This is a genomic window from Actinokineospora auranticolor, from assembly GCF_041897805.1.
GTDB classification, from domain to species: domain Bacteria; phylum Actinomycetota; class Actinomycetes; order Mycobacteriales; family Pseudonocardiaceae; genus Actinokineospora; species Actinokineospora auranticolor.
This window is the reverse complement of the sequence record NZ_CP154825.1, coordinates 5,645,053-5,665,844: the sequence shown is the minus strand read 5'-3', so window position 1 is coordinate 5,665,844 and position 20,792 is coordinate 5,645,053. Positions and strand designations below refer to the sequence as shown.

Annotated in this window: 24 protein-coding genes; 11 read left to right on the top strand and 13 right to left on the bottom strand. The window is 70.5% G+C overall.

Annotated features, from left to right (window positions below):
* Positions 1–31 precede the first annotated feature (31 nt).
* Both fabI and V5P93_RS24660 read left to right on the top strand, forming a co-directional pair.
* A complete protein-coding gene (gene fabI / locus V5P93_RS24665) occupies positions 32–799 on the top strand; it encodes an enoyl-ACP reductase FabI (RefSeq protein WP_104480225.1) in 768 nt (255 codons plus the stop codon).
* Between the two features lie 5 nt (positions 800–804).
* On the top strand, positions 805–1,833 hold the full coding sequence (locus tag V5P93_RS24660; protein WP_104480224.1) for a ferrochelatase: 1,029 nt from the start codon (positions 805–807) through the stop codon (positions 1,831–1,833).
* 815 nt (positions 1,834–2,648) lie between these two features.
* On the opposite strand, the gene V5P93_RS24655 is transcribed toward V5P93_RS24660, so the two are convergent.
* The 3 genes from V5P93_RS24655 to V5P93_RS24645 form a co-directional block, all read right to left on the bottom strand.
* Entirely contained in the window at positions 2,649–2,816 is a 168-nt protein-coding gene (locus V5P93_RS24655) for a hypothetical protein (protein WP_181043580.1), read from the bottom strand.
* A 77-nt stretch (positions 2,817–2,893) separates the two neighbouring features.
* Entirely contained in the window at positions 2,894–3,466 is a 573-nt protein-coding gene (locus tag V5P93_RS24650; RefSeq protein WP_104480222.1) for a hypothetical protein, read from the bottom strand.
* A 433-nt stretch (positions 3,467–3,899) separates the two neighbouring features.
* Positions 3,900–4,694: a hypothetical protein gene (locus V5P93_RS24645; protein WP_104480221.1), complete on the bottom strand. Its 795-nt coding sequence runs from the start codon at positions 4,692–4,694 to the stop codon at positions 3,900–3,902.
* A 61-nt stretch (positions 4,695–4,755) separates the two neighbouring features.
* On the opposite strand from V5P93_RS24645, the gene V5P93_RS24640 reads away from it, so the two are divergent.
* Entirely contained in the window at positions 4,756–5,232 is a 477-nt protein-coding gene (locus V5P93_RS24640; protein ID WP_146108099.1) for a YcxB family protein, read from the top strand.
* A gap of 22 nt (positions 5,233–5,254) precedes the next feature.
* Here the strand turns inward: V5P93_RS24640 and V5P93_RS24635 are convergent, their stop codons facing one another.
* Together V5P93_RS24635 and V5P93_RS24630 are read right to left on the bottom strand one after the other, a co-directional pair.
* Positions 5,255–5,482, bottom strand: coding sequence for a DUF397 domain-containing protein (locus tag V5P93_RS24635; RefSeq protein WP_245931369.1), 228 nt, complete (start codon positions 5,480–5,482; stop codon positions 5,255–5,257).
* Positions 5,457–6,353: a helix-turn-helix transcriptional regulator gene (locus V5P93_RS24630; RefSeq protein ID WP_104480218.1), complete on the bottom strand. Its 897-nt coding sequence runs from the start codon at positions 6,351–6,353 to the stop codon at positions 5,457–5,459. The genes V5P93_RS24635 and V5P93_RS24630 overlap by 26 nt, the downstream gene beginning before the upstream one ends.
* 284 nt (positions 6,354–6,637) lie before the next feature.
* Here V5P93_RS24630 and V5P93_RS24625 point away from each other — a divergent pair, with 284 nt between their 5' ends.
* The 4 genes from V5P93_RS24625 to V5P93_RS24610 all read left to right on the top strand — a co-directional run bounded on the left by V5P93_RS24625 (position 6,638) and on the right by V5P93_RS24610 (position 11,524).
* A complete protein-coding gene (locus V5P93_RS24625; protein WP_104480217.1) occupies positions 6,638–8,032 on the top strand; it encodes an ATP-binding protein in 1,395 nt (464 codons plus the stop codon).
* The gene (locus tag V5P93_RS24620; RefSeq protein WP_104480216.1) at positions 8,029–9,969 is read left to right on the top strand and encodes a VWA domain-containing protein; all 1,941 of its coding nucleotides are present in this window, start codon (positions 8,029–8,031) and stop codon (positions 9,967–9,969) included. The genes V5P93_RS24625 and V5P93_RS24620 overlap by 4 nt, the downstream gene beginning before the upstream one ends.
* Positions 9,969–10,286 carry a DUF2695 domain-containing protein gene (locus V5P93_RS24615; RefSeq protein WP_245931368.1) on the top strand — a complete coding sequence of 106 codons (318 nt, stop codon included), beginning with the start codon at positions 9,969–9,971 and terminating at the stop codon, positions 10,284–10,286. Before V5P93_RS24620 ends, V5P93_RS24615 begins: the two co-directional genes overlap by 1 nt.
* A gap of 302 nt (positions 10,287–10,588) precedes the next feature.
* Positions 10,589–11,524, top strand: a complete 936-nt coding sequence (locus V5P93_RS24610; protein WP_146108098.1) for a hypothetical protein — start codon at positions 10,589–10,591, stop codon at positions 11,522–11,524.
* A gap of 687 nt (positions 11,525–12,211) precedes the next feature.
* Here V5P93_RS24610 and V5P93_RS24605 read toward each other — a convergent pair.
* Positions 12,212–12,787: a TetR/AcrR family transcriptional regulator gene (locus tag V5P93_RS24605; RefSeq protein ID WP_104480214.1), complete on the bottom strand. Its 576-nt coding sequence runs from the start codon at positions 12,785–12,787 to the stop codon at positions 12,212–12,214.
* A 61-nt stretch (positions 12,788–12,848) separates the two neighbouring features.
* Here V5P93_RS24605 and V5P93_RS24600 point away from each other — a divergent pair, with 61 nt between their 5' ends.
* Together V5P93_RS24600 and V5P93_RS24595 are read left to right on the top strand one after the other, a co-directional pair.
* The gene (locus tag V5P93_RS24600) at positions 12,849–13,508 is read left to right on the top strand and encodes an SDR family NAD(P)-dependent oxidoreductase (protein WP_104480213.1); all 660 of its coding nucleotides are present in this window, start codon (positions 12,849–12,851) and stop codon (positions 13,506–13,508) included.
* 127 nt (positions 13,509–13,635) lie between these two features.
* The gene (locus V5P93_RS24595) at positions 13,636–13,812 is read left to right on the top strand and encodes a hypothetical protein (RefSeq protein ID WP_181043579.1); all 177 of its coding nucleotides are present in this window, start codon (positions 13,636–13,638) and stop codon (positions 13,810–13,812) included.
* Positions 13,813–13,873: 61 nt separating this feature from the next.
* Here the strand turns inward: V5P93_RS24595 and V5P93_RS24590 are convergent, their stop codons facing one another.
* From V5P93_RS24590 to V5P93_RS24570, 5 genes are all read right to left on the bottom strand, one after another.
* Entirely contained in the window at positions 13,874–14,152 is a 279-nt protein-coding gene (locus V5P93_RS24590; RefSeq protein WP_104480212.1) for a DUF1048 domain-containing protein, read from the bottom strand.
* A gap of 1 nt (position 14,153) precedes the next feature.
* Positions 14,154–14,510 (bottom strand): DUF1048 domain-containing protein, encoded by a 357-nt coding sequence (locus tag V5P93_RS24585; protein ID WP_104480211.1) that lies wholly within the window; start codon positions 14,508–14,510, stop codon positions 14,154–14,156.
* On the bottom strand, positions 14,507–14,833 hold the full coding sequence (locus tag V5P93_RS24580; RefSeq protein ID WP_104480210.1) for a PadR family transcriptional regulator: 327 nt from the start codon (positions 14,831–14,833) through the stop codon (positions 14,507–14,509). Before V5P93_RS24580 ends, V5P93_RS24585 begins: the two co-directional genes overlap by 4 nt.
* 70 nt (positions 14,834–14,903) lie before the next feature.
* Complete coding sequence (locus tag V5P93_RS24575; protein WP_104480209.1) at positions 14,904–15,692, bottom strand: hypothetical protein; 789 nt, start codon at positions 15,690–15,692, stop codon at positions 14,904–14,906.
* Positions 15,689–15,910 carry a hypothetical protein gene (locus tag V5P93_RS24570; RefSeq protein WP_146108097.1) on the bottom strand — a complete coding sequence of 74 codons (222 nt, stop codon included), beginning with the start codon at positions 15,908–15,910 and terminating at the stop codon, positions 15,689–15,691. Before V5P93_RS24570 ends, V5P93_RS24575 begins: the two co-directional genes overlap by 4 nt.
* A gap of 329 nt (positions 15,911–16,239) precedes the next feature.
* Here V5P93_RS24570 and V5P93_RS24565 point away from each other — a divergent pair, with 329 nt between their 5' ends.
* On the top strand, positions 16,240–17,523 hold the full coding sequence (locus V5P93_RS24565) for a toll/interleukin-1 receptor domain-containing protein (protein WP_146108096.1): 1,284 nt from the start codon (positions 16,240–16,242) through the stop codon (positions 17,521–17,523).
* A gap of 31 nt (positions 17,524–17,554) precedes the next feature.
* A complete protein-coding gene (locus tag V5P93_RS24560; RefSeq protein WP_104480206.1) occupies positions 17,555–18,772 on the top strand; it encodes a TIR domain-containing protein in 1,218 nt (405 codons plus the stop codon).
* Here the strand turns inward: V5P93_RS24560 and V5P93_RS24555 are convergent.
* Complete coding sequence (locus V5P93_RS24555) at positions 18,724–19,629, bottom strand: ADP-ribosylglycohydrolase family protein (protein WP_104480205.1); 906 nt, start codon at positions 19,627–19,629, stop codon at positions 18,724–18,726. The two genes, V5P93_RS24560 and V5P93_RS24555, sit on opposite strands and share 49 nt — an antisense overlap.
* Positions 19,630–20,721 (bottom strand): J domain-containing protein, encoded by a 1,092-nt coding sequence (locus tag V5P93_RS24550; protein ID WP_104480204.1) that lies wholly within the window; start codon positions 20,719–20,721, stop codon positions 19,630–19,632. It lies immediately after the preceding gene.
* Positions 20,722–20,792: the final 71 nt, after the last annotated feature.

Sequence of the window (20,792 nt, the reverse complement as noted above, 5' to 3'; positions counted from 1 at the left end):
AACCAAGAACACCCCCGGAGGAGACCCCGCGATGACCGGACTGCTCGACGGCAAGCGCCTGCTGATCACCGGCGTGATCACCGACGCGTCCATCGCCTTCCACACCGCCAAGGTCGCCCAGGAGCAGGGCGCCGAGGTCGTGCTGACCGGCTTCGGCAGGCTCAGCCTGGTCGAGCGGATCGCCAAGCGGCTGCCCAAGCCCGCGCCGGTCGTCGAGTTGGACGTGCAGAACCCGGAGCAGCTCGACTCCCTGGCCGACCGCGTCCGCGAGCACGTCGACGGTCTCGACGGTGTGGTGCACTCGATCGGGTTCGCTCCGCAGTCGTGTCTCGGGGCGCCGTTCCTGGACGCACCGTGGAGCGACGTGTCGGTGGCGGTGGAGGTGTCGGCGTTCTCGCTGAAGTCGCTCGCCGTGGCGGCGCTGCCGCTGATGGGGCCCGGCGGGTCGATCGTCGGCCTGGACTTCGACGCGCGCGTGGCGTGGCCCGCGTACAACTGGATGGGCGTGGCGAAGGCCGCGTTCGAGTCGGTGAACCGGTACCTGGCGCGCGAGCTAGGCCCGAAGGGCGTCCGGGTCAACCTGGTCGCGGCGGGCCCGGTCCGCACCATGGCGGCGAAGTCGATCCCCGGTTTCGGTGAGCTGGAGGCCGGGTGGAGCGACCGGGCGCCGCTCGGCTGGGACGTCGACGACGCGATCCCGGTCGCGAAGTCGGTGTGCGGGCTGCTGTCGGACTGGTTCCCGGCGACGACAGGGTCGATGGTGTGGGTCGACGGGGGCGTGCACGCCCTGGGGCTCTGAGCGACATGGCCGACGCGCTGCTGTGGCTGTCCTTCGGCGGGCCGGAGGGGCCCGCCGACGTCCGTCCGTTCCTGGAGAACGTGACCCGTGGCCGGGGCGTCCCGGCCGCTCGCCTGGACGAGGTGGAGAAGCACTACCAACACTTCGGTGGTGTGTCACCCATCAATGAACTGAACCGTTCCGCGATCGCCGCGGTCGAGTCGGCGCTGGCCGCCGCGGGCCTGGACCTGCCGATCTACTTCGGCAACCGCAACTGGCACCCGATGGTGGAAGACACCGTCGCAACGATGCGGGATGACGGGATCCGGCGGGCATTGGTCTTCCCGACGAGCGCCTATGGCGGGTACTCGGCGTGCAGGCAGTACCACGAGGACATCTCGCGGGCGCGGGACGCGGTCGAGGGCGCGCCGGACCTGGTGAAGCTGCGCCAGTTCTTCGACCACCCGCTGTTCGTGGCGGCCTTCGCGGACGCGGTGCGGGCTGTTGCTCCTGTGGGTGACTACCGATTGGTGTTCACCGCGCACTCGGTACCGGACTCGGCGGACCTCGCGGCCGGACCGGTCTCGTTCGGGGGACGGCTGTACTCCCGGCAGGTGGCGGAGGCGTCGCGGCTGGTGGCGGAGTCGGTGGGGGCCGCGGAGTACGACGTGGTGTGGCAGTCGCGGTCGGGGCCGCCGCAGGTGCCGTGGCTGGAGCCGGACATCGTGGATCATGTCGAGGCGCTGCACGGTGCGGGTGTGCGGTCGGTGGTGGTGTGCCCGATCGGGTTCGTGAGCGACCACCTGGAGGTCGTGTGGGACCTGGACACGGAGGCGCGGGAGAAGGCGGAGGAGCTGGGGATGGGCTTCGCCCGCGCGGCTACGCCGAACGGGGACGCGCGGTTCGCGGAGCTGGTGGTGGAGTTGGTGCGGGAACATCTCCAGGGGGAGACGGCGGAGAAGCTGTCGGACTTCCCGGTGCTGGGGTGCGCGGCGAACGGGGCGTTGTGCGCGGTGGCTTGTTGTGAGCCGCCGAAGCGGCCGAGCCGGGGGTAGAGGTCGACCGCCGCTGAGTGTCGGGGACGGGTTATCCACATGCCTCGGACCTGTCCACAGGTCTGGGGGAGTGGGCGGTGGCGAGCCGCGGAAGTGAATGAGAATGGGTGGTGCGGCTGGGAACGCCGCAGGTCAGCAAGTATCGTCCCCGCGCACGCGGGGCTGGTCCCGCGAACACGTGCCGCGGGTGGTCATCGCGCTGGTCGTCCCCGCGCGAGCGGGGCTGGTCCTGCGTCCAACACCTTCTCCGTGATACGGCCCATGTCGTCCCCGCGCGAGCGGGGCTGGTCCCAGCGGCACCGCGGCGGGGGTGCGGACACAGGTTGTCCTCCCGAGCGGGGCTGGTCCCGGGCCACGTCGGCAGAAGGCGCCGATGACAAGGTCGTCCCCCCGCCTGCGGGGCTGATCCCAGCTCGCCCACGTAGTTCGGGGTGTTGACCGTGTTGTCCCCGTGCGAGCGGGGCTGGTTCCGCCGGTGACGTGTACTTCGAGCAACTCGAGGAGTTGTCCCCGCCCAGGCGGGGCTCGCACGCGGGGCTGATCCGGCGCGCCCGTCTCGATGGGCTACTGCGGACGAGTCGTCCCCGCGTACGCGGGGCTGTTCCTGAAACGGTGATCACCATCGGCGACAGGTTCCCGCCGTCCCCGCGTACGCGGGGCTGGTTCGGTCACGCGGGCGCCCAGGCGGCTTCGTGTGTTGTGGTCCCCGCACACGTGGGGCTGGGACAAGTGTGGTGGACGGGCTGGGGGCACCTCAGCCGAAGGGAGGGGGCGGAGTCGGGGGTGCAGGGGAACCCCCGACTCCGCCACCCGTATCAGGCGCGCAGCCGGACCTCGTGCCGGAGGTCTGGCGCTGTCGCCCCGGTCGGGAACACCGCGGCCACGTAGGCGATCGCGCACTCCGGGCACACGGTTCGCGCCGGTGGGCGGTCGCGGTGCCGCGTGTCCACCGGCAGTCCGCACAGGCCGGCAGCGCGGCTCATGAGGACCACGTGTGCCCGTCCGCCGTAGGTGGCGCTGGTTCCCCAGCACACCTCGCCGCGTGGGTCCCTGGTCGGTTTCATCCGTGGGCCGTCTGGGCTAGGTCCAGTCGGGTGTGCAGTTGCCTGCCGGTCTCGCTCAACGTCACCATCCGGCAGTCGCGCAGCCGGGCGGCGCCCACGATCAGGTGGCCCGCCGACACCAGCTCACGCAGGCGCGACGCCAGCCGGCTCTCCACGGGCATCCCGCGGTCCACCACCTGGTTGGCCTCGGTCATGCCCAGGTCGCCGCGCTGGGCGCAGCGCAGGAGCACGAACCAGTCGCGGCTGCGGGCGGCCTCGTCCGGCGACCGCCTGCCGCGGCGCAGCCAGATGTCGAGCAGCCGCTCACCGGCCGACGTCAGGCCCGCGCGCAGCCAGCCGTCGTGCGGGTCGGCGACGGCGTCGCCGAAGCCGATGAAGCCGTCGCGGCGCAGGGTGAACAGCGCGCTCACCATCAGCACGCCCAGGTCGTCCGTGCGGTGCCGCAGAGCCGCCCCCGCGCCGTACGCCCCGACCTCACCGCGCGCGACCATCTGCAGGGCACCGAGGTGGTTGGTGTCCAGGGCAAGCGGCCGGGCGGCCTGCTTGGGGTCGACGAGTTGTGCGGTCATGGTGTGACTCCGGTAACAACGGTTGGTCCAGTGCGATCACTATCGGGGAGTTCTCGCCCGGCCGCTCATCCCAAAGACCCATAGCATCGGGTTATGTCGTGCCCGATGTGGATGTTTTCGCAGCTCTAACCCGAAATCACGGTCATGCTGGCGCACCCGGGGACCCGATCGCAAGATGGGTTCGCCGATTGTCCGGTTCCCGCCCCGGCCTCGGCGAACCTCCCGCTACCACGCGGTTTTCGCCAACCGTCGACATGGTCGATCGACGTCGCGCAATTCGTCAACAACCATTCGCTGCACGTGCATCGGAATGGTTGAGGATGGAAACGACCCCGGACCGTGAGGGGTCCGGGGCCATCCGCGCGAATCGTATGGTGAATGTGAGTGAATGTCTTTGTGAATGGTGACGAATGTCCGGGAATGGTCCAGCGGGCTACAGCTGCTCGGCGTGGTCCGAGAAGACGCGCACCGCCTCGTCCACCGCCGCCAGCCGCGCCATCCGCACCGCGTCGAACAGCGGCCGCAGTGCCTCCGCCCGCCTGCGCGCCGAAGACGACGACAGAGCGTTACCGGGCGCGTCCTCCGACGCCAGCTCCAAGATCGCCGACACCTCGTTGGACCGCTGCAACACCCGCAGCGCGCGCGGCGGCGTCCCCTCCGGCCACGGCGCGGCCGACCGGTGCGCGATCCGCGCGGTGATCTCCTCCCGCACCCCCGCCCGGTGCTTGGCCACGCCCAGCTCGGTGAGCACCCCGGCCGCGACCCGCATGGCCCCGGTCAGCTCGTGCTCGGCCTCGCCGAGCGGCAGGTGCTCGGCGGCGGGCGCGGCGCCGATGTCGAAGGCGGTCCAGCGCAGCACGCCGTCCGCGATCGGCTCGGGGACCAGGCCGTACGGGGCACCGTGCAGCACGAGGGCCTCACCGGCGTGCAGCGCGACGCCCGCGAACTCGCTGCGGCCGCCGAGGCCGCGCACATCACCTGGCACCGGCAGAACCATCCGCCCACCGGTGGCTCCCACGCGGCGCACGGTGGCGAGCAGGGCGGCGACCTGGCCGCCCGCGCGACCGCGCGGCGGGACGTCGAGGGTGTCCGCGGTGGACTCGTCGACGGCGACCACGTCGTGCGCCTGAGACCAGTGGCTCAGGGCGTCCAAGACGTCGTCGGCGGCGGCGGAGCCGTTCAGCCAGGCCGAAACCCACACCGCGAAGGTGGCACTTGGAGTCGACACGGGAATCGAGCCTACGCGACCCGTTCCCGACCGTGGAGATCAGCTCCCTATGCTCGCCACCATGCGACTGCGCTGGACACCCGAACCGGGGGATTGGTCCGACGGCATCCGGGCCACCCTGCCGTTCGCGAGGTGGGTCCCGTGGTTCGCGGGGGCGTTCGGGGTGTTCTCGGTCGTGCTGGTGGTCGTGGGGCAGGTGTGGCCCGGGGTGTTCGGACTCGTGTGCGCGGTGGTGATCGGGTCGTTGCCGACGGTGGCGGTGCGCCGGTCGTTCCGGCGGGACCCGATCGCGGGGCGCGAGGTGACGGCGGAGGTGTCGTCGGGGGCCGTGCGGATGATGGCGGCCGACGGGACGGCGTGCAGCGATGTGGTGCTGGGGGAGTTGACGGGCTGGGTGGAGACGGAACGCAGCTTCGTGCTGCGGACGGGCGGGGGATCGTTCCACCCGGTGCCGGGACGCGCGTTCGCGTCGGTCGAGGACATCGACCGCTTCCGGGAGATCCTGGAGGAGGAGCTGGGACCGGCGCAGCGGACGTAGGACGCCGCCGCGCCGGTGGTCCCTAGCGAGTGGCGAGGAGGGTGTGCCAGGCGCGGGTGGGGATGGCGAGGGTGGGGCCGGTGGAGTTCTTGGAGTCCCGGATCAGGACACCTTCAATCGACGGCTGGCCGGTCCAGGCGACCTCAACGCACGAGGTTCCCTCTTGTCCGCTGTAGCTGCTCTTGCGCCAGGCGACCTCGACGCAGGCCGATCCCTGTTCCCCGCTAAAGCTGCTCTTTCGCCACGACATCTCCGACAACGTGGTGACTCCCTCGGTCGTACTCATCGGCCAAGTTGGCCATGAACTCCCGAGATTGTCCCTTATCCAGCGCGACCTCTGCGAGCTTGGGCACCAGGTCGCGGTAGTTGCGCACGTAGTCGGGGTCTTCGAGGATGAGACCGCCGCCGTGGTAGTTGTCGAGGTACACCATGGGATTGTGGTTCTCGAACGTCATCACGTTGAACGCGCCGCCTAGCACGGATCGTTCCCCGGCGTCGCTCGGCACGATCTGCACCGTGATGTTGTCCGCCGCAGCGACGAGCACGAGGTGAAGTAGCTGCTCGTGCATGATCTTGTCTGTGCCGATCCGGAGCCGCAGCGCTTGCTCGTGGATGTAGAAGGCGAACCGACCGGCGTTGGGCGTGGTCAGGATGCGGCGCCTGTCCAGCCGCGTGTGGACGGCGCCGACAACCTCCTCCTCGGTGACACCCGCCCCCGCGCCGATGATCGAGCGGGCGTAGTCCGGTGTCTGCAACAGCCCATTGACCACCTGCTGCTCGTAGATGATCGAGGACCTCGCCAGGGACTCGTGGAAGATCAGGGATTGCAGGGGACCGTTGATCTTCGCGTCCGACAGGTAGTAGCCCTGCCTGCGTTCGGCCATCTTGCTGAGTTCCACGTACGGGCGCATCTCCTTGACCTTCAGCCCGCACTGCACCAAGTAGTGGATGACATCCGGGGTGCTCACCGGTCGGTTGCCGCTCTCCACTCGGGAGAGGTACGACACCAGCCAGTCCAGGCGGTATGACAGTTCGGTGGAGGAGAGGCCCGCTCGTTTGCGGGCTTCGCGGAGGAGTCCGCCCAGTTCTCGGTACGCGGCTGATGAGTAGCTCTTGCCCATGGCGTCACGCTAGGGCGAACCGGGGGCGAATCCCGAGAGCGGCGCGGCAAGTCCACCCCATCGGCGCAGGTCAGGGGGCGATTTGCAGCCGGTGCAACGTGCAACCGGTGGTTGCGAACATGATCAACGTAGCCTCCGGCCCCCCGGAATCAATTCTAGGGGGGAGGGGTGACAGAAACCGGCGGCGATGATCTTGGCTGTGGACAACTCGCGATCTCGCGGAAGTGTCGGGTTGGAGTGGGCTCCACGTCGACCTGGCGACCGATCCTGCGTAACGTCGGGTCGTGACCGTTGTGAACACGCGCGCTCGTACTGTCGGTGAACTGCGCGCGCAGGGGCATGCCCCCAAAGGTGTGAAGGCCGAGATCCGGGACAACCTCCTGGCCGCGCTGCGGGCCGGGCGGGACCCGTGGCCCGGGATCGTCGGGTTCGGCCAGACCGTCCTCCCCCAGCTCGAGCGGGCCTTGCTGGCTGGACATGACTTCGTGCTGCTGGGGGAGCGGGGGCAGGGCAAGACGCGCCTCCTGCGCACCCTGGCCGGGCTGCTCGACGAGTGGACGCCGGTGATCGAGGGCTCCGAGCTGGGCGAACACCCCTTCGAGCCGATCACCCCGCGGTCGATCCGGCTGGCCGCCGAGCTGGGGGACGAGCTGCCGGTCGGCTGGCGGCACCGGTCCGAGCGGTACACCGAGAAGCTCGCCACCCCCGACACCTCCGTCGGTGACCTCGTGGGCGACGTCGACCCCGTCCGGGTGGCCGAGGGCCGCGCGCTCGGCGACCCCGAGACCATCCACTTCGGACTCGTCCCCCGCGCGCACCGGGGCATCGTGGCGATCAACGAGCTGCCGGACCTCGCCGAGCGGATCCAGGTCGCACTGTTGAACGTCATGGAGGAGCGCGACATCCAGGTGCGCGGCTACACCCTCCGGTTGCCGCTCGACGTCCTCCTCGTCGCCACGGCGAACCCCGAGGACTACACCAACCGCGGTCGGATCATCACCCCGCTCAAGGACCGGTTCGGCGCCGAGGTCCGCACCCACTACCCGCGCAGCGTCGGCGCCGAGGTCGAGGTCGTCCGGCAGGAGTCGGAACTGGTCGCCGAGGTGAGCGACGCGCTGCTGGAGGTCCTGGCCCGGTTCGTCCGCAACCTGCGCGACTCCACCGCCATCGACCAGCGCTCGGGCGTCTCGGCCCGGTTCGCCGTCGCCGCCGCCGAGACCGTCGGGGCCGCCGCCCTGCGCCGCTCCGCGCTGATCGGCGAGGAGCCCGCCGTGGCCCGGCCGATCGACCTCGACGCCGTGCCCGCCGTGCTGCGCGGCAAGCTGGAGTTCGAGTCGGGCGAGGAAGGCCGCGAGACCGAACACCTCAACCACCTGCTGCGCCGTGCCGTCGCCGAGACCGCCCGCGACCGGTTCGCCGGTCTGGACCTCGGTCCGCTGGTCGACGCCGTGGTCGACGGCCACCTCGTGGCCACCGGCGAGCGCGTGCCCGGCTCGGAACTGCTCGCCGCCCTGCCGGAGCTGCCGGTCCTGCACGAGGTCGCGGCCCGCCTCGACGTCAAGGCCACCGACGCCCCGGGCCGCATCGCGGCGGCCGTCGAGCTGGCCCTGGAATACCTGTACCTCACCCGCAAGCTGGCCAAGGATTCCTCCGACGGGGAGGCGGTGTACGGACCGTGAGCTACCGGTACGGCCCCTGGCACGAGGGACCCGACCCGCTCGCACCCCCGGTCGACCTGCGGGGCGCTCTTGAGGCCATCGGCCGCGACGTCATGGAGGGCTCGTCGCCGCGCGCCGCCCTCCAGGAACTCCTCCGCCGCGGCGAGGGGACCACCCGGGGCCTGGACGAACTGACCCGCCGGGTGTGGGAGCGCCGCTCCCGCATCCAGCGCCGCCACCGCCTCGACGGCACCCTCACCGAGGTCCGCGAACTGCTCGACCGGGCCCTCGACGCCGAGCGCCGGGAACTGTTCCCCGACCCGTCCGACGACGCCCGCTTCCGCGAGGCCCAGCTCGACGCACTACCCCCGGGCACCGCCGCCGCCGTCCGCGACCTCGCCGACTACGACTGGCGTTCGTCCGAGGCACGCGAGGCGTACCAGCGGATCCGCGACAAGCTCGGCTCCGAACTCATGGAATCCCGCTTCCAGGGCATGAAGCAGGCCCTCAGCGAGATGGGCCCGCAGGAGACCGAGCGAATCCGCGAGATGATGGCGGACCTCAACGCCCTGCTCCTGTCCCACCTCCGCGGCGACGACACCGACGACCAATTCGCCGCCTTCATGCGCGACCACGGCGAGTTCTTCCCGGAGAACCCCCAAACCGTGGAGGAACTCGTCGACGCCCTGGCGGCCAGATCCGCCGCCGCCCAACGCGTGATGAACTCCATGAGCGCCGCCCAACGCGCCGAACTGGCCGAACTCATGGGCAACGCCTTCGGTGACCCCCGCTTCGCCGAACAGGTATCCACTTTGGACGCCAACCTCCGAGCCCTCCGCCCCGGCGAGGACTGGACCTCCTCGACCCGCTTCCGCGGCGACAACCCCCTGGGCTTCGGCGAAGGCGCCCAAGCCATGGCCGACCTCGCCGAACTGGACGCCTTGGCCGAACAGCTCGCCCAGTCCTACCCCGGCGCCCGCCTGGAAGACATCGACCTCGAAGCCCTGACCCGCCAACTGGGCGAGGAATCGTCGGTCGACGCCCGCCGCCTGGCCGAGCTGGAACGAGAACTCCGCTCCCAGGGCCTGCTGGAACGCTCTGCCGACGGCACCCTCACCCTTTCCCCCAAAGCCCTGCGCCGCCTGGGCGAAACCGTGCTTTCCGAAGTCATCGGCGCCATCCGCGCCCGCCGCGGCGAACGCGACACCGCCCGCGCGGGCGCCGCGGGCGAACTCACCGGCTCCACCCGCCCCTGGCAATTCGGCGACACCGAACCCTGGGACGTCCCCCGAACCGTCCGCAACGCCTTGCTGCGCACCATGTCCACCAACGACAACGTCCACTTCGACGTGTCCGATGTAGAGGTGGTCGAAACCGAGGAACGCGCCCGAGCCGCCGTGGCCCTCTGCGTGGACACCTCCTGGTCCATGATCCAAGACGGCCGCTGGGTCCCCATGAAGCGCACCGCCCTGGCCCTGCACCACCTCATCCGCACCCGCTTCCGCGCCGACGCCCTGCAACTCATCACCTTCGGCCGTCATGCGTCCACAGTGGACATCGGCGAACTGACGGCCATGGAAGGCGTGTGGGAACAGGGAACCAACCTGCACCACGCCCTCCTCCTGGCAGGCCGCCACCTGCGCCGCCACCCCGACGCCCAACCCGTGGTCCTGGTGGTCACCGACGGCGAACCCACAGCCCACCTGGAACCCGACGGCGAAGCCGTCTTCCACTACCCGACAACCCAATCCACCCTGCGGAAGACCCTCGCCGAGGTGGACTCCCTGGCCAAACTGGGCGCCTCGGTCACCGTCTTCCGCCTGGGCGACGACCCAAGCCTCGCCGCCTTCGTAGACCTCCTGGCCCGCCGCGGCGCGGGCCGGGTCGTGGCCCCCGACCTGGACGGCTTGGGCGCGGCGGTGGTCAGCGACTACCTGAGCAACCGCAGGTCCCGCTGATGCCATCTCGCGAGGAACGCAAGCGCCTCAAGGACGAATACCTCCGCGCCGAACACAAAGCCTCCCGCGAGCGCATGGTTCTCGACCTCGCCCAACTCGATTCCTTGGTCACCTCCGTCGAGGCTTCCGTCGCCGAACACGGCTGCGACCACACCCTCCACGCCACCATCGCGTGGGCAGAGGAACGGGCGGTGGATCTGGAAAGCCTGATGATCGGCCTCGAAGACCAGGGCGCTTACTGCGACTGCGAAGTCGTCATGAACATCGACCCGGAGGACATCTTCGGCCCGGTCCGCGAGCGCCCGACCGGGGCGTGAGTATGGGCTGTGGAACCGGTCGAACCGCGAACGGAACCGGAATCCAGTGACCCCATCGGGTCGGTCGTGCAACGCCGTGATCGGGTTCAGCGACATTGATGGACGTGAGCGACGACGCACCGACGCCCCCTGAACCCGCTGCACCGGCTCCGTCGGGCACATCCGCGACGGCAGAGCGGGCGTGGCCGCGAGACCCGTCGCCGACGTGGACCAGGTACCTGGCTTCCGGTGCGTCGTTGCTGTACGCGGTCTGCCTTGGTGTGTACATCAACAAGATCTCTGACATCGCCGACAGTTGGTGGGTGTTGCTCTTGGGCGCGATCACCCTGGCCGTGGCCTTGGCGGTGTCGGTGCGCAGGCGCGGACAGGTAGCGCCGGTAGTCCGGACCGTGTTCTACGCGGCGTCGGTGATGTCGGGCGCGGGCATGATCCTCTCGGTGTTGTCGTGGCCACCCGCGCTGCAACGGGGTGGAGCCATCGCGGCGGTCAGCGGCCTCTTGGTCGTCGGGCTGATCACGCGGGGCGTCGACCGGGCGACCCGACGGTTGACCTTCGTCGCGACGTCCTTCCTCGGGCTGTCATGCGCGGCGTCCGCGGTGTGGACCGACGACAGCGCGTCCCGGTGGTTCCTCCTGCGATTCGCGGCGGTACTGCTGTTCATCGCGTGGAAGAGCCGGTCGGGCGGGCGGAACTGGGCGACTCTCGCGGTGGTGCTGCTGGCGGTGGTTGCCTCGATCGGCCTGCCGATGCGGTCTGACGCCCCGGTGGGCGCGGCCGTGCTGGTCTTCGCCTGTGGGCTGGCGGGCCTGGTCGCGAGGGACGACCGGTTGCGCCCGTTGGTCACGATCTTCGGCTTCTGCGGGGCGATCTTGGCGTATGTGCTGATCCAGGGACAGCACGCGACCCTGAACGGTGCTTTGGTGGGTGTGGCGGTATCCGCAGTGGGATGGTCGGTCGCGACTCGGCGCGGTCGGGACGACCTGGCGCTCGCGGCACTGGTGGTCTTCGCGCTCTGCACGGTGGTGGTGGGGGTCACCATGGCGTGGTCGACGACGCTCGGTCTCGGCTGCGCCTACCTCGCCACGGCTGTCGCGGCGCTGCTCAACGGTGTGCTGGTGTGGCTTCCCCGGTTGCCCGTGGCGCGTGCCAGGTGGAAATACTTCCTCACTGGCCCGGACAATGGCGGTGATGTGCCGGTGGCCGTGGTTCGCGGTGGGCCGGAGGACCAATGCCACTAACTTAGCGCGTTTTCGCTGGCCAGTATCGGTCTAAGCGATTGGCGATCGACCTCTGGAACACTCGGATCAAGTCCACTTGCGACAGTGGGTTGCGTGTTCGCTCGATGCCCCAATGCGGGCCATGGAACTATGGTGTGCCGCAGGGCGTCGTCGCACGTGCCGCCTGCCTCTCGCACGGCACCCCTCAAGATGCCGTTGACCTGCAACGATGCTCCGTAAGTTAGTGGCATTGGGCCGGAGGACGACACGGGCCAGACGGACCCCCGCGCCGGGTAAGGAGGCCCAATCGTCCGATTAGGTGATGTGCAAAGCTATGCGCTTTGGTCGGTTCCGATCCTCCAATCCATCAAACGTCTATTGTTGAGTGGACGTTTGGAAGATGGTTTTGATTGTGTGCGAGCAAGAGGTGTGATAGCTGCTTTCTGTCGACGTATTGGCGGCGAGCTTGTCGTGTGGCGGACATGACAATCGGCGATGGTCGACCTGCGGGTATTCGCTCAGGTGGTGTCGGACCGTAGCGGCGGTTACCCGGCTCGTGCTCGTGGCCCTGTTGTCAGGTTGTTGGACTCTCGCCCTCGTGACGAGTGGAGCGGTCACGTCGAGGTGATCGAGGTGTGCCTCCGCCTCTCGACGACCAGGCTCTCCGCGGGCGTCGGCGGTTCCCATGAGGGCGGGTGGTTCGCGGGGTCAGCGGGGGCCGAGCAGTTCCCCGATGAGAGTGTTCGCGAGGGTTCGGGGGATGGGCGAGTTGGTCAGGGCGCAGTAGACGATGGGGCCGAGGAGGACGTCCAAAGTGGCGTCCGGGGGGAGTTTCGGGGTGATCTCGCCCGCGTCGGTGGCGGCGGTGATCATGGCGCGTTCCTGTTCGCGGCGCGGGCCGAGGTAGCGCTCGTGGAAGGTCTTCGCCGTCGCCGGGTTGTGCTGTGACTCGGCGATGAGGGTCAGGAGGACCTTGCCCGCCGGGTCTTCCGTGACGAAACGGGCGTAGGCGCGCAGGTATTCGCGGATGGTGTCCGCGGTCGGGGGGTCGGTGGGGATCGGGAGGCGCTTCTCCGTGTCCTCGATGAGGGTGTCCAGGAGGATGTCGACCTTCGACGGCCACCACCGGTAGATCGTCTGCTTGGCCACCCCCGCCCGCTTCGCGATCGCCTCGACGGTGAGCCCGCCGAAGCCGTGCTCGACGAGGAGGTCGTCGGCGGCGTGCAGGACGTCGAGCCGGGCGGTCTCGTCGCGGCGGTTGCCGGAGCGGGTCCTCGGGGGCATGCCGACAGCGTAGTGGGGTACTGTCTAGACGCAACGTCTCGTCTATTCAAGGGGTGGTCGTGTGGAACGGGTCGCGTTGGTCGTGGGGGCGTCCCGTGGGCTGGGGTTCGTGCTCGCGGGGGAGTTGGCGCGGCGGGGGTGGCGGGTGATCGCGACGACGCGCGGGAGCGATGAGGGGTTGGTGGGGGTTGAGGTCGAGTCGCTGGAGATGACGAGTGCGGGTGAGGTGGCCGGGTTACGGGCGCGGTTGGCGGGGCGGCGGTTGGACCTGGTGTTCGTGAACGCGGCGATTGACCGGGGGGACGTGCCGATCTCCGAGGTGTCCGAGGAGGTGTTCACGGAGGTGATGGTGACGAACGCGCTGAGTCCGCTGCGGGTGCTGGAGGCGTTCCGGGATCTGGTGGTGCCCGGCGGGACGGTGGCGGTGATGTCGTCGGACCAGGGCAGCGTGTCGCTGAACGTGGAGCCGGGGTACGAGCTGTACAAGGCGAGCAAGGCGGCGCTGAACCAGCTGATGCGCAGCTACGCCACGCGGCACGCGGGGGACGGGCAGACGAAGCTGCTGATCGACCCCGGTCACAACCGGACCGCGCTGGGCGGGCCGGGCGCGTCCCTGGAGCCCCGGGACAGCGTTCCGGCGATTGTTGATGTCCTGGAGGCGCGGAAAGGGGCGCTGGGGCTGCGATTCCTCAACCTCCACGGCGAGACCGTTCCCTGGTAGGAAATCCTCGCGTACGAGTGGTTCGCGTGCGGACGGGTTCGGTTCTCGATGGGTGACAGCTCGGTGCGGGTGGTTGACCCGCCCGCGCGAAGAGGGCAACGATCGAATTCGCGTGGAGCCTGCGTAAATGCGCCACAAGAAAGGATCTCTCCGTAACCGGCAGTGGCTCGCAAAAGCGAACACCTATCAGGCCGACCAGACGGACGGCCTGTTCACCACCGCCTACTGGACATGCGACTTCGACGCGGGCAAGTACGAGGTCGTCGGTTTCGAACCGCTCCAGTACATCGACTGCACCGACTGAGGAGTCGACCCGCTGGAGCGCGCCGTTCGGGCGCGCTCCAGCGCGGGGTCGCGAAAATGAGCTAGTGCTCGGCTGTGCGGGAGCCTGCCAGCTCGTCGCAGAACTTGGCGACGTCGTGGCCGATGACCTCCAGCACGCCTTTCCCGGTCGCGGCGCTCTCCTCGAAGAAGTCGAGGACCCCCGAGAGCGGCTGCCCGTCGCGCGGGTCGATCGGTCCGACCCGGAACAGGTACTTCTCGATCTCCTCGTAGACGATCCGGTAGTCCGGCGGCAGCGCCCGCACCCGCGCCACGTGCGCCCGCCACTGCCGCTTGCCCTCGATGATGCCCCGAATCCCCATGTCAGCCTCCCAGCCTGCCCAGTTTCCGCGCGACGCTGCCGTTCAACCGGTCGCGCGCCCGGTCGCGGTAGTCGCGCGCCCCCTCCCCGCCCGCCAACTCCGCGCAGAAGCCCTCGATGTCCTCGCCCAGCACGTCGTGGCTGGACTGGCCGTCCGCCGCCGTCTCCTCCAGCAGGATCAGGGCGCTGTCGAGGATCGGCACCAGGTTGCGGCCCGTGAAGTCCGATCGGGTGCCGAGGTACGCCTTGATCCGCGCCCACGCCGCCCGGTGGTCGGCGGGCAGCGCGGCGGCCCGCGCCTCGAACGCCTTCCACTCGCGGGTGAGGTCGCTGCCGGTGATGGTCTGCCAGAAGGTCATTTCCCGCTCTCCCTGAGGCTGTCGATCCGCGACGACAGGTACTCCCACTTCGCCCAGAACGCCGCCAGCTCCGCGCGGCCCGCCGCGTTGAGCGCGTAGAACTTGCGCGGCGGGCCCTTCTCCGACGGTCTTTTCGTCACCCGCACCAGGTCGCCGCGCTCCAGGCGCAGCAGGATGGTGTAGACCGTGCCCTCGATGACGTCGGCGAAGCCGAGTTCGTTCAACCGGCGCGTGATGGCGTACCCGTAGGTCTCCTCGCTGCCGATGATCTCCAGCACGCAGCCCTCGAGGGTGCCCTTCAACATCTCCGTCAGGTCGTCCACCGCACCCCACTAGTACGTGCCACCGAGTACTGCTACACGGTATCACCGAGTAGTGGGGTGGTGTCCAGGGTCAGGACAGCACCTCGGCGAGGGAGCCCAGTCGGTCCAGGACGCCGGTGGTCTCGGCGAGGGCGGCGAAGTCGGTGCGCTCGGCCGCGGGGAGGGTGCGGACGGCGGCGGCCAGGCGGGTCAGAGCTGTCGGGTCGAGGTGGGGGAGGAGCGGGTAGACGTCCTCCGCGAACTCCGCGTCGGCCGCGGCGAGGGTGTGGGCGACAGCGGGCAGGCGCTCGTCCGGGAGGAGTGCGAACAGGACCGGGAACCGGTCGACCGACTCCGAGTAGACCGCCGTCCGCAGGAGGGATTCCTCATTGAGGATGGTGATCGTGGCCCGGAGGGTGGGTGCCGGTAGGTCCGCCACGAAACGGCCCATGGTGATGTGGTCGCGGCGGCGGAGGAGTTCCTTGCCGACAGCCAGGACCCGCTCGACGGGGAGTAGGGCGAGGACGTCGGCGATGCGGCGCGGGTCCAGTTCGGCGGCCACGTCGGCGAGGAACGGCACCGGGAGTCGACCCGCCAGGTCCACGGCGCGCGAAGGCTCCAGCGCGCCTGCCACCCGGGCGGACAGGAGCGGCCCGAACGTGCGCTGGGCGATCGCGGCGGTGATGGCGGACGGGACGAGTCGGCTCGCGGCGGCGATGCGGTCGAAGACCTGGCGGTTCGCGCCGAAGAGGACGTCCGTGGCGCGTTCGCGGACCACGCGCACGTCCGCGGCCGGGAGGGCGGCCAGGTAGGCGAAGCGCTCCGGGGGGTCGCCGAGGAGGCGGGCCAGCTTGGCGATCTCCGCTCGGGTGCCCGTCACCGGCCGATCGCCCGACGCACCAGGGGGCGGAGCAGGGCGGGGATCTGGGCGACGGAGGCGTCCGTGGCCTCGGTCAGGTGCCTGCCCTGCCGCTTGCGGGCCGCGCGCAGCGCCGCCGCCAGGTCGCGGACGTCCCGCTCGGCCATGTCCTCCACGGCGCTGGGCAGCTCCGAGCGGAACTCCGCCCGCAGCGCCGCCACCGGATCCGCCTCTGCCACGCCGCCCATGGTGGACCGATCCCGGCGCCCGCGCCCGCCCGGGACGGCGTGATGCGCGATTTCCGGACTCGGCGCGGGCCGCGGGACAAGATCTCCATTACCCAATGTGATCACCCGGGTGCCGTGGGGGCCGTCAATCACCGACCCGATCCAAGATCCACTCGTGAGTTGCCATCATGTGCCACACATCGCCTCCGGCCTGCGATCTTCCGGATACGGGGCGCGCTCCCAATCCGCCCACTAGGGCCGTTGGTCCCTGTCGTTCCCGCGATCGCCAACATAACGTGCGTGCACCCGCGAACTACGGACCGTGAACGTGAGAAGTGCGGATGCACGTATTCATCAGTTACGCCCGCCGCGACCAGGCGTCGATCTCCACGCTGCGCTCCGACTTCGAGCGGTTCGGCAATCGGGTGTGGTACGACCGGGAGAGCCACGGTGGGCAGGACTGGTGGGGTGACGTGCTCAGCCACGTGCGTGGGTGCGCGGTCTTCGCGTTCGCCGTCTCACCCGACTCGGTGCGCTCCCGGGCCTGCCTCTCGGAACTGCACTACGCGCGCGCACTGCGCAGGCCGATCCTGCCCGTGCTCGTGCGGCCCGTCGGCCGGGGCGTGATCCCCGACGGCCTCGACCCGCCGGTCGACTACGTCCACCGCACCGAGCAGAGCGTGATCGTGCTGCGCAAGGCGCTCAGCGCCCTGCCCGCCGCCCGGCCGCTGCCGCTGCGCCTGCCCCAGGAGCCCGAGATCCCCACCTCCTACCTCAACGCCTACCTCGCCCGCATCGACGCCCCCGAGCTCGATGACCGGGCCCAGGTGGAACTGCTGACCCAGCTGCGCAAGCGGATGGCCAACCCGGACGAGCGCGCCGAGGTGTGGGACCTGCTGGTGCGGCTGCGCGGCCGGGCCGAGCTGAGCCGCCCGGTCGCCGACGCCGTCGAGCGGATCCTGGCGCCGGGGTGGCAGCCCGACCCGCGCGAGCGGTTCGAGGGCCGCTACTGGGACGGGCAGAGCTGGACGACGCTCGTGCGCCAGCAGGGCCGCGAGTTCAACGACCGCAACCAGCCCCCGCGCGCGCACGCGCACCTCACCACGAGCACCGGCCCGTTACCCCGCGTCGTCGAGGAGACCCCGGCCGCCAAGCGGGAACCGGCCAAACGGGAACGTGAATCCGCGAAACCGGTCGACCACCGGCGGCGGACGCCGATGTCCAAGCGGCGGAAGGTGATCCTCATCGGCTCGGCCGCGGCCGTCGTCGTCGCGGGTGGCGCGGCCGCCGCCGGGGCGTTCCTGCTGGAGTCCGGACCGGACGAAGCGGCTGGTACGCAGGTCGCGCGCAACTTCGTCGACGCGGTCAACACCCACGACGCCAACGCGATGCAGCAGTTCGTGTGCGCTAAGGACCGCGAAGACAACGCCCACCTGTATACGGCGTTCCTCGACGCGGCTAACGTTACGCTCGAGAGCGTGAGCGTAACCGGGTCCGATCCCCGTTTCACCGTTCTCGCCACACGCACCGTCGGGGCAACCTCGGTGCGGTTGAGGATCCCGCTCATCGAGGAGAACGGTGAGTGGCGAGTGTGCGATATCAGCCGTGCGCTGTCGGGACGCTGACTGATCGCCCTGAATCGCCGGAGATTTCAAGATGCAGGTGTTCGTCAGTCACGCACCGTCCGACCGGGACGCCGCCGCCGCGCTGCGCGCCGACCTGGCCCAGTTGGGCAGGCAGGTCGCGCTCGACCGCGGTGAGCCCAACGGCGCGCGCTGGTGGGAGACGGTGCTCCAGCGCGTGCAGCGCTGCGACGTGTTCGTGCTGGTCGCCTCCCCGGCGGCCATGCGCTCCCCGGGCTGCGTGGCCACGGCCAAGTACGCGGCGTCGCTGGACCGCCCGGTGCTGGTGATCTCCGCGGCGGACGTGGCGCTGCCCGCCGAGCTGGCGTCCGCGCCGGTGTTCACCCCCGGTGGACTGTCCATTACGGAGCGAATTCCCCAGTTGCGCGGCGTGCTGCTCAAGCTGCCCGCCGCCCCGCCGCTGCCGGAGCCGCTGCCGCCGCAGCCCGTGGTGCCCTACATCGAGCAGCTGCGCGAGCGCCTGGAAGAGCCGGAGCTGGCGCCGGAGGAGTCCCGGGAACTGCTGCGGCAGCTGCGATTACGGCTGCGCGACGAGGGCGAGCGGGCCGCGGCCTGGAGCCTGCTGGTCCGCATGCGGACCCGGCCCGACCTGCCCGCGCCGGTCGCGACGGAGATCGAGAAGGTGCTGGCCCCCGGCTGGCAGCCCGACCCCGAGCGGCGGGTGGAGAAGCGCTACTGGGACGGCATGGCCTGGACGACGCTGGTCCGGCACGAGGGCCGCGAGTTCAGCGAGCGCCGCGTGCCGCCGCCCGAGGCGACCTGGTCCGGAGAGTCCGCCCCGGCCAAGCCCGGCCGTTCGCGGGCCGCACAGACCGCCACCCCGCGACCGGCGGCCGCGCCGAAACCCCAGCGCGACCCGGGTTCCGCGCCCGACCGCGGCCGGATGCTGCTCATCGGCGGCGTCTCGGTCGTCGTGGTCGGCGCCGCGGTGGCCGCGTTCACCCTCGTCGGCGGGAAGTCGACTTCGGACCCGACGTCCGCCGCCCGCGCCTTCGTCGACGCGGTCAACGTCAGCGACGTCGACGCGCTCGGCGACGTCACCTGCGAACGCGACCGGGCCCGCGCGTCCACGCTGTTCCTCGGCGTGCAGCTGACCCTGGAGCGGGTCGACGACGCCGCCGACCCGCCGACCTTCACCGTGCTGGCGTCGGACCCGGGTGGCCTCGGCGGCGACCGCCGCACCTACTCGCTGGTCAAGGAATCCGGTTCCTGGCTGGTCTGCCGGGGCTGACCCGGAGGACCCGGGGCCGGTCGGCCCCGGGTCAACTTCTCATCCACAGTGGACAGGTAGGCGCGGCCGTACGGGCCGTCCTCCAAGGTGTCCACCAGGTGCGCGGGCAGGTCGTCGGTGATTTCCGGTGACCGGGACGCGGCGGCGAGCGCGATGGTGGCCACGGTGTCCACGTCGCCGGTGTACGCCACGCACGCCCTCAGCAGCGCGCTCATCGTGCGGTGCGCGGCCAGGGCGGTGATCGCCGCGCGTGCGCTGTCCATGCCCGCGGAGCCGACTGTGCCGCGCCACGGGGTTTCCCACGGTCCCTCGACGTGCGAGGCGATCCAGGCGGGCAGGTCCGCCAACGGGCCCGGCGCGCGGTCGCAGTAGAAGACGGCGAGCGCGGCGGCCTGGGACGAGGCGACGCCGCCGGGGGAGTCGTGGGTGACCCGCGCCTGGATGTCCGCGTACCGCAGGACGTCCGGGACCGTCGGCAGCAGGCCGACCGGGCTGACCCGCATCGCCGCGCCGCTCTTGTCGCTGTGCGGGCGCAGCCTCCGCAGCAGCTCGGCGCCACTGTCCACATCGGACAGCAGGCCGTGGAAGCCGGACGCGTAGCCCTCGCGCGGGTCGCGGTCGAAGACCTCGAAGAACCGGTCGGCCAGGGCCTCGGGCGTCCACGGGCCGCCGTCGACGAGCAGTTCCGCGACGGCGAGGGTCATCTGGGTGTCGTCGGTGTAGCGACCCGGGGTGATCCCGGCGTGCTTGCCGTGCTGGACATAGCGTTCGAGGGTGTTGTGCTCGGTGACGAACGCGGCCGGGGCGTACTCGAACCCGGCGCCGTACGCGTCGCCGATGGCGAGGTGCACGAGCATCTAAGCGGCTTCCTCCTTCACGACACGGGCCCGCACGGCGCGCAGCACGTGGTGGTCGACGGTCGCGCACTCGGCGGCGAGCCACTCGCCGACGTCGCGGACGAACGCGGTCGGCACCATCGCGGACACGCCGAGACCAGGTGCGTCGTCGGTGGTGACCTCGCCGTCGCGGCTCGGGTAGACGATGACCACGCCCCACACCTCGACGCCGGGCAGGTGGTCGGCGAACGCCTTGACGGCGGCGAACAGGTCCGTGCCGCCGCCGCGGAACGGGTGGTCGTTGCGCCACAGCGAGCCGTCGTCGTCGATCTCGTAGTGGCCGGGCAGCCAGAGCCGGGACTCGATCAGCACGAGTCTATGTCCACAGAGGACGGCGTGCTCGATGTCGGCGAACACCGAGCCGGGGCGCGAGAGGCCGTGGAAGACGCGGGCGCCGGGGAGCCTGCTCAGGTAGGTCGTCAGCAGGTCGGAGGTGAGGCGCTCGCCCACCGGCTCGGCGTCGGCGACACCGAACTCGGTGCGCTCGCCGAACTCCTCGCGCACGGCCTTCTGCGTACGGGCGGCGGCCAGGTAGCGGCGGACGAGCCGGACGGTGGCAGCGATGGCGGCCGCGACGAGTGCCAGCCAGAGGACAAGGAGTGCCGGTGGCAGCCAGCCGGGGAGGACCAGGGGGAGCACCAGCACGAGGTTGGTGAGCGCGAGGTACGCGGCGGGGGCGTGACCGGGGGCGCCCGCGGTGCCGATGCGGGTCTGGTACTTCGTCAGGTGCCACCAGGGCAGTGACGCCGGGGGGACGTCGCAGGCCGGTGGGACGAAGGTGGGGTCGTCGCGGAACATCCGCCTGCGCGGGCGGGGCGGGCGCGCGGGCGCGGTCGGGGGAGGGGCCGCCGTGGTGACGCCCCGGTCGTACTCGGCGCGCTTGCGGCCGTCCGACAGGGTTTCGTAGGCGGATTTGAGGAGCCGGAACGTGCCCGCCGTGCCGCCCGCGTCGGGGTGCATCACCTTGGCCAGGGCCCGGAAGGCCGATTTGATCTCCCCGTGCGACGCCTCGCGCCGCACCCCGAGCAGGTCGTAGTAGTCGACCTCGTCCACTTCTCCGCCCGCACCTTCCGCCGTCGCGACGCCGGATCACGGTAGCGGATCAATGATCAACTTCTACCGGG